Genomic DNA, 12339 nt, shown 5'->3' with positions numbered 1-12339 from the left:
TTGTTCAGTATCAGATGAAGCGGACCGAGGTGCTGCCGAGGCCACCGACGGAGCACACCAGGCTGTCGCCGGCCTTGACCGGGACGAGCGGGGACTGGGAACCGGACAGGATCACTTCGCCGGCCTTGAGGCCGATGCCCAGGCGGCCAAGGGTGTTGGCCAGCCAGGCCACGGCGTTGACCGGGGAGCCCTGCACGGCGGCGCCGGTGGAGGTGCTGATCACTTCGCCGTTCTTCTCGAGGACCATGCCGGCCAGGGCCAGGTCGATGTCGCGGGGGCTCTTGCGACGGCCGCCGAGGGTGAGCACGCCGCAGGAGGCGTTGTCGGCGACGGTGTCCTGGATCTTGATCTTCCAGTCCTGGATGCGGGAATCGACGATCTCGAAGCACGGCACCACGCAGTCGGTGGCGCGCAGCACGTCGGCGGCGGTGACGCCCGGGCCCATCAGGTCAGACTTGAGGATGAAGGCCACTTCTGCTTCGGCGCGCGGGGCGATCATCTTGCTGGTGTCGACGGCTTCGCCTTCGTTGAAGACCATGCCGGAGGTGAGCATGCCGAAGTCGGGCTGGTTGACCTTGAGCATGTCCATCACGACCTTGCTGGTCACGCCGATCTTCTTGCCGATGATGGTCTCGCCGGTGGCTTCGAGGCGGCGGGCGATCATGCGCTGCTGGATCTGGTAGGCGTCCTCGATGGTGATCTCGGCTTCGCGGTCGGTCAGCGGGGCAACGGGGGTGCGGGTGACGAGGGCGTTGTAGAGTTCGTCGCCGTATTGTTCGATCTTGGATTTGTTCAACATGGGGTAAACCTCGGATGTCAGGAAGTCTGCTGGTCGGCTTCGGCGAGGAAGTCGCCGACGAGCCGGTTGAAGCGGGCGTTGTGCTCGATCTGGGTCCAGTGACCGCAGTGGCCGAACACATGGAGCTGGGCGTTCGCAATCCACTCGGCAAGGGTAAGCGAGTTGGATAGCGGAATCACCTTGTCTTCGCGGCCGTGGATGATCAGCGTCTCGTGGGGCAGGGCGCGGATGTCGGCTTCGCGGCTGGTCATGGCATTCACCCAGCGCTGGCGCGGGGCGGGGAACATGGCCGCGAAGGATTCCTGGAAGCCCGGGCGGATGCTGGCCTGGTAGCGCAGCTCGGCGAGTTCGTCGGAGACGAGTTCGCGGCTCCAGGCGAAGTAATCCATGATCCCGCGCATGGCTTCGAAGGACGGCTCGTAGCCCCACACCGCGTCGAGCCCTTCGGTGATCGCGAAGGGCACGCCCACCGAACCCATCAGCACCAGCCGGCGCACCCGCTGGGGGGCGCGGATCGCCAGGGCCATGGCCAGGGCGCCGCCGAAGGAGTTGCCGACCAGATCCACCTGTTCGAGCCCGAGGGTGTCGAGCAGATCGAGGGCCTGCTGGACCCAGGTGTCCATGCTGTACTGGATGCCGGCCGGACGGTCGGTGTAGCCGAAGCCCACCATGTCCGGGGCGATCACGCGGCGATCCTTCGCCAGCGCGGGGATGACCAGCCGCCAGTTGGCCCAGGCGGAGACGCCCGGGCCCGAGCCGTGGATCAGCAGCACCGGAGCGCCGCTGCCCACATCATGGACGTTGGTCTCGAACCCGCCGGTGCGAACGCGCTTGCCGATTTCGGGATTCTGAGTCATCGCTGATCGCTCAGTACTTGACCATCACGTTGCGCAGCTCGGTGTAGAACTCCAGCGAGTGCACGCCGCCTTCACGGCCGATGCCAGACTGCTTGGAGCCGCCGAACGGGGTGCGCAGGTCGCGCAGGAACCAGCTATTGACCCAGCACAGGCCCACTTCGATGGCGTTGGCCAGGCGCATGGCGCGGCTGATGTCCTGGGTGTGGATGGAGGTGGCGAGGCCGTAGCGGTTGGCGTTGACCTTGTTCAGCACTTCGTCTTCGCTGTCGAACGGGCTGATGTGGCAGCACGGCCCGAAGATTTCTTCGGTGACGACGGTGGCGGTTTCGGGCAGGCCGGTCCAGATGGTGGGCTGAACCCAGCAGCCGTCCTTCAGGTCGTCCGGCATGTCGGGGATGCCGCCGCCGAAGACGATGTTGGCGCCTTCTTCCTTGGCCTTGGCGTACATGCCCAGCACCTTGGCCTGGTGCTTCTTGCTGACCAGCGGGCCGATCTTGGTGTCGTGGTCGAAGGGGCGGCCCGGCTTCATCTGCTCGGCCTTTTCCTTCAGGGCGGCGACGAACTTGTCGAAGATCGGGCGCTCGACGTACACGCGCTCGGTGCCGAGGCACACCTGGCCGGCGTTCTCGAAGCAGGAGCGGGTGACGGTGGCGACGGCGTTGTCGAAGTCGGCATCGGCAAACACGACGGCGGCGTTCTTGCCACCCAGTTCCAGCGACACCGGGCGGATGCCGACGGCGGCGGCCTGCATGATGGCGGTGCCGGTGCGGGTTTCGCCGGTGAAGGTGATGCCGTTCACGTCCGGGTGGGCGGTGAGGAAGGAGCCGGCGGAGTTCACGCCGTAGCCGTTCACCACGTTGTACACGCCGGGGGGCACGCCGACCTTGTTCATCACTTCACCCAGCAGGGTGGCGGTGCTGGGGGTGTCTTCGGAGGGCTTGACGACGACAGTGTTGCCGCAGGCGAGCGCCGGGCCGGCCTTCCAGGTCATCAGCAGCAGCGGCAGGTTCCACGGGCAGATGATGCCGATGACGCCGCGCGGGGTGCGCACGCCGTAGGAGCGGGCAGTCTTGCCGTCCGGGGTGCGCATCTCGAAGGATTCGGTGGACACGTTCTTGATCGTGTCGGTGAAGATCTTGAAGTTGGCCGCGCCGCGCGGGATGTCGATGTGCGAGGCGAGGTGGGCCGGCTTGCCGGTATCGGCGATCTCGGCCTGCAGGAAGTCATCGAAGCGGTTGTTGATCTCGGCGACGATGGCGTCGAGCATGGCGCAGCGCTCGACCACCGACAGCTTGCCCCAGGGGCCCTTCAGGGCGGCCTTGGCGGCGGCGACGGCGGCGTCCACTTCGGGCTGGCCGGCTTCATAGACCATGCCGATCAGCGAGTTGTCGACCGGGTTGCGCTTCTCGTAGGTCTTGCCGCTGAGGTTGGTGACGTACTCACCGTTGATGAAATTCTTGATCTCTTTCATGTCGTACTCTCTTTTAGTGGTGTCTCGGCCCTGCTCACCGCTGTGCTCCGCATCGACCGGCTGTTCATCCATCGGTAAGGCAGTGAGCGTGAAAGGATTCACGTTCGATAGAATAGCCTATTTTTCCGATATTTTCTAAAAATCTCGATATTTTTTTGAGGCGGATCAGAAGGAAAAAACCGCGCATCGGAGGCCGGTGCGCGGTCGGTGTTTCGGATCAGGTGAACACGCTCAGGAAGGCTTCGTTCAGCTTGCGATCGTGGTAGAAGATCGCCGGTCCGAGGGACTCGTCGTACCAGGTGATGGGCGGCTTGTCCGGGTAGTAGATGTAACCACCGGCGAAGACTTCGTTGCGGTTGCCCGACGGATCGAAGAAGTAGATCGTCTCGCCGCGGGTGATGCCGTGACGGGTCGGGCCGATGTCGATGGAGGTCTTGGTGCGCGACAGGATGTCGCCGGCACGCAGGACCTGCTCCCAGCTGCGCAGCTCGAACGAGGCGTGATGGAACTTGCCCTTCACCGGCTGGCGGATGAAGGCCACGTCGTGGGCCTTGTTCGAGCAGGACAGGAAGGCGCCGATCATGAAGTCCTTGTTTTCGGACAGGCAGACCTTCTCGGCGAGGCCGAAGCCCAGCACTTCCATGAACAGCTTGACGGTGCCGTCGAGGTCATCGCCGTAGAGCAGGCAATGGTCGAAACGCGACGGGGCGATGCCCTTCAGGTTGTCGGGCCACGGGTCCGGGTTGACGTCCTGCCCGTCGGTGCCGCAGTTGTTGCCGACGATGTCCTTCTGAGCGTACAGCTCCATCACGTGGCCGGTGGGCACCGTGAAGCGGAAGCGTTCGCCGGTGGCGAGAAGCTCGCCGGCGGGAACCCACGAGAGGTCGGTGGCGAGGCCGGATGCTTCCACATCGGCAGCCAGCTTCTTGAGGGTGGCGGGGGAGTCAACCTTCCAGCCCATGTAATCCATGCCGGCTTCGTCGGCTTCACGCAGGATCACGCTGCTGTGGTCCTGCTCGTCCCACCCCTTCAGGTAGACGCGGTTCTGGGCGTCGCGGGCGACTTCGATGAGGCCGAGCACGTCGCGGTAATGCTTGACGGCCGGTTCCAGTTCGAGCACGCGGATCGAGACGTGCCCGGGGCGCAATACGCCGGTGAGTGCCATTCAATATCTCCTCTTCGGGTTGATTTATGTGCGTCGTCGCCTGAAACCCGAAACCGGGCGATCGACTTGTACCGGTCGGGCTGCGTGTGCAGTCCCTCGGCTGTTTCGACCCGTAGGTCGCTCTGCGGGTGAAGCATCTCGTGCTGCTTGTGCGCGCAAAAACGTGCACGCCCCATAGCATAGCCAAAAGTCTCAAAATTTATCAGCAATATCGATATTTTTTGAGGGGACGCACTGCCGCGGGTTGGGCGGCGAAGCCCGCGCCGGGGTGTTGGCCTGTTCGGGGCCATCGGCAACGCGGGGTTTGCGTGCCCCGGCGGCGTGTCGGCGGCCGGGGCGCTGCGGGTGGATCAGTGGGCGGTGGCCGAACGGCTGGTGTTGATGAGCGCCACGGAGATCAGGGCGATCACGGCCGGGATGGCGATGGCCATGAAGTTCTGCTCGAGCGGGAGCTTCATGCCCACCAGGATGCCGATCACGATCGGGGCCAGGATTGCACCGCTGCGTCCGACGCCAGAAGCCCACCCGATGCCGGTGGAACGCACCGACATCGGGTAGTACTGACCCACATAAGCGTAGGTCAGGATCTGGGTGCCGATGGTCGAGGCGCCAGCCAGGCCCACCAGGATGAACAGCACCTCGGTCGGCACCTTGTAGCCAAGCAGCGTGATCGACACCGCGGCGAGCGCGTAGAAGCCGAGGAGCACGTACTTGATATGAAAACGGTCGGCCAGCCAGCCGCCACCGATGGCCCCGATCATCGCGCCGAAGTTGAGCACGAGCACGAAGGTGAGGGCGGAGCCGAGGCTGTAGCCGGCGCTGGCCATGAGCTTGGTGAGCCAGGAGCTGAGGGCATACACCATGAACAGGCACATGAAGAAGGTGACCCAGAACATCAGCGTCGAGAAGCCGCGGCCTTCCTGGAACAGCTTGCCGATCGGCGCGCCGTGGGCCTTGTGGGCGGCGGGCAGCGCGAACTCGTCGGAGGCCGACGGGGTGTAGCTCGGCTCCAGGCGCTGGACGATGGCCTTCAGCTCGTCGAAGCGGCCGGTCTTGACCAGGAAGGGCATGGACTCGGGCAGCGACTTGAGCACGAAGGGGATCAGCACCATCGGCGCAGCGGCGGCGAAGAACACGTAGGACCAGCCATAGCTCTCGATGAGGCCCTTGCCGAGCACCGCGGCGAGCATGCCGCCCACCGCGTAGCCGCTGAACATCAGGGTGACCAGCGTGCTGCGCATCTTGCGGGGCGAGTACTCGGTCATCTGGGCGACGACGTTGGGCATCACGCCGCCGATGCCGAGGCCGGCGAGGAAGCGGGTCACGCTGAAGCTGACCGGGTCGGTGGTCAGGCCGGCGGCGGCGGTGAAGGCGCTGAACAGCACGATGCAGATCACGATGGCCCAGCGGCGGCCGATCTTGTCGGCGATGGTGCCGAGGAAGATCGCGCCGAACATCATCCCGAACAGGGCCGAGCTGACCATGTAGCCGGCGGTGGCGGGGGTGACGCCCATCTCCTTCATGATCGACGGGAGGGCGATGCCGGCCACTGCAAGATCGTAGCCGTCGAAGATGATGATGAGGGCGCACCAGAACAGGACGATGCCGTGGAAGCCGTTGAACTTGGCGTGGTCTGACAGGTGGTGGATGTCTACTTGGGCCATTTGTCTCTCGATTTATGTAGTTATGGGCTGGCGGGTATGGGACGCCGGGGTAGTGGCTTCAGCCGAGGTCGCCGCCACCGACCGGGATGATCGTCCCGGTGATGTAGGCGGACTCGTCCGAGGCCAGGAAGAGGATCGGGGCGACCTGCTCGTCGATCGTGCCGTAGCGGTGCATCAGGCTGGAGTCGATGGTCTGGTCGATGACGCCCTGGTACCACTCGGTTTCCTGCGCGGAGGGCGGCTCGGCGTTGCGCGGGATGCGCCGGGGCGGGGCTTCGGTGCCGCCGGGGGCGGTGGCGTTGATGCGGATGCCGTCCTTGGTGTGCTCCATGGCGATGGAGGCGGTGAGCGCATTCACGCCGCCCTTGGCCGCCGAGTAGGGCACGCGATGCACGCCGCGGGTGGCGATGGAGGAGACGTTCACGATCACGCCCTTCTTCTGGGCCAGCATGGCTGGCAGCACGGCGCGGCAGCACCACAGGGTGGGGAACAGCGAGCGGCGGATCTCGGCCTCGATCTGGGCTTCTTCGTAGAACTCGAAGGGCTTGGCCCAGATGGTGCCGCCGACGTTGTTGATGAGCACGTCGATGCGCTTGTGCTTCTTGAGGGCGGCGTCCATCACCGACTGGGCGCCGGCGAAGGTTTCCAGGTCGGCCTGCACGGCGATAGCCTTGCCGCCGGCTTCCTTGATCTCGGCGACGACGTCCTTCACCAGGTCGGAGCGATCGACAGCCACCACTGCACCACCTTCGGCGGCCACCTGCAGCGCCACGCCGCGGCCGATGCCCTGGGCGGCGCCGGTGACGATGACGACCTTCTTCTTGAATCGGTTAGCGCCGGCCATGTCAGTGGGCTCCTGCGGTGGACGACGAGAACTTCTCGAAGTGGAAGCTGTTGGGGGTGACGCCGGCGCCGTCCATCCACTTGCGCACGCCTTCGACCATCGGCGGGGGGCCGCAGACGTACACATCCACGTTGCCGTCGTGCAGCTGGGCGGGGGTGAGGTGGTCGGTGACGTAGCCGGTCTTCGGGTGGCCGCTGGCCGGATCGACGACGACAGTGAAGAAGTCGAAGCCGGGGATGGCGGCCTTGAGGACAGCGAGGGTTTCCAGCTCGACGAGGTCGTCGTTGGTATTCACGCCGTAGGCCAGCAGGATCGGCTGGGCGGGCGGGTTGTTCTGGAGGGACAGCAGCATCGACAGGAACGGGGCGAGGCCGGTGCCGCCGGCGAGCATCAGCACGGGGCGTTCGATTGGGCGCAGGTAGAAGCTGCCGAAGGGGCCGGTGAAGGTCATGGTGTCGCCGGTGCTGGCCTTCTGGCGCATGAAGGTGCTCATCAGGCCGTTCGGCACGTCGCGGATCAGGAAGCTGACGCCGCTCTGATTGGGCGCGCTGCTGAAGGAGTAGGCGCGGGTTTCCTGGGTGCCGGGGACGACGAGGTTCACGTACTGGCCGGGCAGGAAGGAGATCGCCTTGTCGGCTTCGAGCTTGAAGGAGACGGTGGTCGGCGAGTTGCGGTCGATCTCGGTGAGGGTGGCACTGTGGGTGGCGACTTCGGTCTTGCACGCGGCGGAAGAGGCCGGGATGCGGATCACGCAGTCGGAGGCCGGCTTCATCTGGCAGGTGAGGATGTAGCCCTGGGAAGCCTCTTCGTCGGTGAGGGCGTCTTCAATATAGACACCCTGGGTGTAGGTGCCGCTCTCGCAGTGGCATTTGCAGGTGCCGCAGGCGCCGTCGCGGCAGTCGAGCGGGATGTTGATCTTGGCGCGGTAGGCCGCGTCGGCCACCAGTTCGTCGGCGTCGCACTGGATGATGCGGGTGACCCCGTCTTCGAATTGCAGGGCGATGTTGTACGGCATGGAGTTGTCCTTCTCTGCGAGGGTGGTGCTCGGCCCGCCCGGAGGCGGGCCGTCGTCGATCAATGAATCAGATGTGGTAGATGTCGAGAACGTGATGGATGTAGTCGTTCTTCAGGACCACGTACTTCTTCTTGATCAGGGGCTTCTCGCCGGACGTGTCGATCGTGTACTCGGAGTAGCCGAAGTAGGTGTCGAGGATGTCGTAGCGGAAGCTGTGGGTCGCCCAGTTGAAACGGACCTTGGCGCTCGTCTCGTCCTGCGCCAGCACCTCGAGGTTGGTGATGAGGTGGCAGTGGCGGGTGTCCGGGATGGTGGCGCTGGAGCGGTCGGTCTCGATCCGGAAGACGCGGTCTTCGAGGCCCTGCTTGTTCGCGTAGTAAATCAGCGAGACCTGGCTGTGCGGGTCGTCGGTCAGGGTGTCGTCGTCATCCCACGACGGCATCCAGAACTCCACGTCGTCGGCGTAGAACGACAGCCAGTCGTTCCAGCGGCGCTCATCGAGGGCGCGGGCTTCTTGAAAGACAAAGGCTTGGATGGCTTCGTAGGACAGCATTAGTTGGCTCCGTTTTCTTGTTCAGCGAGGATGGCTTTCTTCATGACTTCGACCCAGTACTGGTGCTGCATCACGTACAGGCCTTCGTCCTCGGTCTTGACGCCCGACAGTTCCGGCTTGAGGCCGATCAGGTCGGCGTTCTCGTCCGGGCCCTGCACCCAGTGGGTGGCGCCGCGGGTCATGTCGTTCCACTTGACGATGCGGGCGTTGAAGCCGTGCTGGCAGGAGCGGAACTCTTCCAGATCGTCCGGGGTGGCCATGCCGGTGGCGTTGAAGAAGTCTTCGTACTGGCGCAGGCGGCGCTGGCGGGCTTCCGGGGCTTCGCCCTTGGGCGCGATGCAGTAGATGACGGCCTCGGTCTTGTCGACCGACAGGGGGCGCAGCACGCGGATCTGCGAACTGAACTGGTCCATCAGGTACACGTTCGGGTACAGGCACAGGTTGCGCGACTTCTTCAGCATCCAGTCGGCGCGGGCTTCACCGAACTTCTCGATCCACTCGGCGCGCTTGCCCCACAGGGGACGGTCTTCGGGGTTGGCCCAGTTGGTCCACAGCAGCATGTGGCCGTTCTTGAACGAGTAGGAGCCGCCGCCCTGGCGGGCCCAGCCGCCGGCGCTCATCGCCTTGATGGTGTCGACCTTGCCGTCGGTGGTGCGGCGGCCCTGGGTGGCGGCGTAGTTCCAGTGGGTGGCGGTGACGTGGTAGCCGTCGGCGCCGTTCTCGGCCTGCAGCTTCCAGTTGGCGTCGAAGGTGTAGGCGCCGGAGCCGCGCAGCACTTCGATGCCGTCCGGGGCCTGGTCGACGATCATGTCGATGATCTTGGTGGCTTCGCCCAGGTGCTCGACGAGGGGCACGACGTCCGGGTTCAGCGAGCCGAACAGGAAGCCGCGGTAGCTCTCGAAGGCACCGAGCTTGACCAGATCGTGGCTGCCTTCCTTGTTGAAGCATTCGGGGTAGCCGGCGTCCGGGTTCTGGTCCTTCACCTTGAGCAGCTTGCCGGCGTTGTTGAAGGTCCAGCCGTGGAACGGGCAGGTGAAGCTCGACTTGTTGCCCTTCTTGTGGCGGGCCAGGGTTGCGCCGCGGTGGGTGCAGGTGTTGGCCATGGCGTGCAGCTGGCCATTCTTGTCGCGGGTGATGATCACCGGCTGCCGGCCGACGTACAGGGTGTAGTAGTCGTTCGGGTTCGGGATCTGGCTTTCGTGGGCCATGAAGATCCAGTTGCCTTCGAAGATGTACTTCATCTCGAGCTCGAAGAGCTCCTGGTCGGTGAAGGCCGCACGGTCGATGCGGTACACCTGTTTTGCCGGGTCCTCCTCCAGCATCGCTTCCAACTTCGAAATCTTGAGTTGGCTGTCTTGGGTGGTCTGGGTCACGCTGATCTCCTATCCATGGTCTAAATCAAGGGACTGCTTCGGGGTTTGGCGACCCCTCTTGTTTCGTTTTTCCAGGCAACAGATGTCCGTGACGACCGGCGTCGGCGCGGGTCGGCTGTCTGGGCGGGAGGGCTTGCTGCGGGTCTGGCTAGCGGTGGTGGCCGCGATGGCGCAAGAGGTGCTGCATGGCTGTCTCCTTTGGTGTGCCTCTCTGGGGGCGTTTTGGGGCGGCCGGATGAGGTGTCGAGCATTTGCTCACTTGGCTGCCTTCTGCCTCATGATTTAGCAGGAGCTGTGCCATGACCCGCCAGCCGTGGCCGGCTGGCGGAGGTATCCCCTTGTCGCACAAGGGTTGTTCCGGAGTGCGGAACCCTTTTTGCATGGATGCGAGGGCGGCCGGGGAGAGGGGGCTGGCCGGCGTTGTGAATCAAATGATTTAATGCGCCCATAAATACTGCGGCGCAATATGCATCAATCCGTGCATAGTCGGCTTCATGGCGTTGTTCCTTTCCCTCAAGCCGGCGTATCTTTAAAAGCTAAAGACGGCGTGCGCCGGCTCGAGAGGCCCGCTGCAACCGCAACAACGAGATTGAGGATGGAGACAAGATGAGAAGCAAGGCGTGCCAGACGCCCGGGGAGCAGGCATGAAGACCGTCACCAGGACATCGCCGGCCGTGCGGGGAAAGCCGATCGTCGACCCAGAATCGGTCGAGCACGACAAGCTTCGTTTTCCTGATTTTTCCGACCTGCTCGCCAGGTTGCGGTTCTCGACCAGCGACGGCCGCATCTGGCTGGACGACCAGCGCATGCTGCTCATCCACGCCAAGTCTCTCGGCACCCTGCGCCGCGAGATGATCGAAGCCCTCGGCATCGACGTCGCCCGTGGCTTCATGACGCGGATGGGCTACCACGCCGGCGTCCACGATGCCCAGATGGCCCGCAAGGTGCGTTCCCGCACGTCGCTGCGCGACATGTTCGTCGTTGGCCCGCAGATGCACTGCCTCGAGGGCATCGGCATCTCCGAGCCCGTCCGGCTGGAGTTCGACGTGGCGCGCGGTCAGCACTACGGCGAGTTCATCTGGACCAGCCAGGTCGAGGACGAGGAGCATATGCGCCACTTCCCGATCGGCAGCGAGCCCGCCTGCTGGATGCAGATCGGCTACGCGTCGGGTTTCTCGACCGAGTTCATGGGGCGCCAGGTGCTGTACCGTGAGGTCGAATGCCAGTCGATGGGCCATTCGGCGTGCCGCATCGTCGGCAAGCTGGTGGAAGAATGGGGCGAGGAGGGCATCGAGGATCTGCGCTACATGATGCCCGAGACCCTCACCCAGCATCCGGCCCTGCCCGGCGGGCGCCCGGCCAGCACGGTCGGCCGTCCCGTCGAGGACGACGGCCAGAAGAGCGGCCCGGTCGGGATCTCGCCCAGCTACGCTGCCGCCTTACATATGGTGAAGCGCGTCGCGCCCACCCAGGCTACGGTGCTCTTTCTGGGTGAGAGCGGGGTTGGCAAGGAAGTCTTTGCCCGCAACCTGCACCGTCTGAGCAATCGCAGCGACAAACCCTTCGTCGCCATCAACTGCGCGGCAATTCCCGAGCAGCTGATCGAGTCCGAACTCTTTGGCGTCGAGCGCGGCGCCTTCAGCGGCGCCATGCAGAGCCGGCCCGGCCGTTTTGAGCGCGCCGATGGCGGCACCCTGTTCCTCGACGAGATCGGCACCCTCAGCGCCATCGCCCAGGGCAAGCTGCTGCGGGTGCTGCAGGAAGGCGAAGTAGAGCGTCTTGGCGACACCTGCACCCGTCAGGTCGATGTGCGGGTGATTGCCGCGACCAACGTCGATCTGCGGGAAGAAGTGCGCGCAGGGCGTTTCCGGGAGGATCTGTTCTTCCGCCTCAACGTGTTCCCGATCCGCATCTCGCCGCTGCGCGAGCGCCGGGAAGACATCCCGCTGCTGATGACCCACTTCCTCACCAAGTTCAACCGGCTGCATGGGCGCCATCTCACCGGCTTCACCCAGCGGGCGGTGGATGCCATGCTGTCCTATGACTGGCCGGGCAACGTGCGTGAGATCGAAAACGTCATCGAGCGGGGCGCGATCCTCGCGCCAGAGAACGGCGCCATCGATTCGCCACATCTGTTTACCAGTGGCGAACAGTTTGGCGAGCAGCGCTTTGAAGTGGGCCGGGAAGGGCGCCTGGTGGCGAGTGATCCTGCGTCGCTCGTCTCGGGGCCGGATCAGGCCTGTGAGTTCGACCGGGTCAGCCGCGGCGTGAACAACCTGCTGCTGGGGGATGGCAACGAATGCGAGAACGTCTCCCTCGACGAGATCGAGACGCTGCTACTCAAGCGCGCGGTCGAGCGGGCCGGGGGCAACATTGCGGCTGCGGCGCGCCTGCTGGGCATCACCCGGCCGCAGATGGTGTACCGGCTGAAGAGTCGCGGAATCGTTCATGACGGCGACTGAGGCCTGTTTTGAATTAATTTCCCCAAACCTCTTGACGCCTTCTGATAGTTCTTTATAATTCGGCCCTCTTCGCAGCGCAGTTGTTCAGCGCGGTGGAGGGGGGGTAGGCCGGAGGATTGGCTGCTTCTGCGCAGTC

General features: G+C 64.5%; 10 protein-coding genes. 1 reads left to right on the top strand and 9 read right to left on the bottom strand.

Features of this window, described 5'->3' with window-relative positions; translation table 11 throughout:
- Window positions 1-10 precede the first annotated feature (10 nt).
- From dmpE to benA, 9 genes are all read right to left on the bottom strand, one after another.
- The gene (gene dmpE / locus QQK25_RS15630; protein WP_153162779.1) at window positions 11-796 is read right to left on the bottom strand and encodes a 2-oxopent-4-enoate hydratase; all 786 of its coding nucleotides are present in this window, start codon (window positions 794-796) and stop codon (window positions 11-13) included.
- A gap of 20 nt (window positions 797-816) precedes the next feature.
- A complete protein-coding gene (locus QQK25_RS15625; protein ID WP_284188768.1) occupies window positions 817-1656 on the bottom strand; it encodes an alpha/beta fold hydrolase in 840 nt (279 codons plus the stop codon).
- A 10-nt stretch (window positions 1657-1666) separates the two neighbouring features.
- Complete coding sequence (locus QQK25_RS15620) at window positions 1667-3127, bottom strand: 2-hydroxymuconic semialdehyde dehydrogenase (RefSeq protein ID WP_284188767.1); 1461 nt, start codon at window positions 3125-3127, stop codon at window positions 1667-1669.
- A 217-nt stretch (window positions 3128-3344) separates the two neighbouring features.
- Entirely contained in the window at window positions 3345-4292 is a 948-nt protein-coding gene (locus tag QQK25_RS15615) for a catechol 2,3-dioxygenase (RefSeq protein ID WP_153162769.1), read from the bottom strand.
- A gap of 350 nt (window positions 4293-4642) precedes the next feature.
- Window positions 4643-5956 carry an MFS transporter gene (locus QQK25_RS15610; RefSeq protein WP_284188766.1) on the bottom strand — a complete coding sequence of 438 codons (1314 nt, stop codon included), beginning with the start codon at window positions 5954-5956 and terminating at the stop codon, window positions 4643-4645.
- A 58-nt stretch (window positions 5957-6014) separates the two neighbouring features.
- Complete coding sequence (gene benD / locus QQK25_RS15605) at window positions 6015-6800, bottom strand: benzoate diol dehydrogenase BenD (protein ID WP_284188765.1); 786 nt, start codon at window positions 6798-6800, stop codon at window positions 6015-6017.
- A gap of 1 nt (window position 6801) precedes the next feature.
- Window positions 6802-7815 (bottom strand): benzoate 1,2-dioxygenase electron transfer component BenC, encoded by a 1014-nt coding sequence (gene benC, locus QQK25_RS15600; RefSeq protein ID WP_284188764.1) that lies wholly within the window; start codon window positions 7813-7815, stop codon window positions 6802-6804.
- Window positions 7816-7882: 67 nt separating this feature from the next.
- Entirely contained in the window at window positions 7883-8368 is a 486-nt protein-coding gene (benB, locus tag QQK25_RS15595) for a benzoate 1,2-dioxygenase small subunit (RefSeq protein WP_284188763.1), read from the bottom strand.
- Window positions 8368-9741 (bottom strand): benzoate 1,2-dioxygenase large subunit, encoded by a 1374-nt coding sequence (gene benA, locus QQK25_RS15590; RefSeq protein WP_284188762.1) that lies wholly within the window; start codon window positions 9739-9741, stop codon window positions 8368-8370. The genes benB and benA overlap by 1 nt, the downstream gene beginning before the upstream one ends.
- Before the next feature lie 644 nt (window positions 9742-10385).
- Between benA and QQK25_RS15585 the strand changes: the two genes are divergently transcribed.
- Window positions 10386-12203: a sigma-54-dependent Fis family transcriptional regulator gene (locus QQK25_RS15585; RefSeq protein WP_284188761.1), complete on the top strand. Its 1818-nt coding sequence runs from the start codon at window positions 10386-10388 to the stop codon at window positions 12201-12203.
- The last annotated feature ends 136 nt before the right edge of the window (window positions 12204-12339 follow it).

This window comes from Zoogloea oryzae, assembly GCF_030161255.1.
Classification (GTDB): domain Bacteria; phylum Pseudomonadota; class Gammaproteobacteria; order Burkholderiales; family Rhodocyclaceae; genus Zoogloea; species Zoogloea oryzae.
Note: the sequence above shows the minus strand (reverse complement) of the source record. Positions and strands in the feature narration are given on the sequence as shown.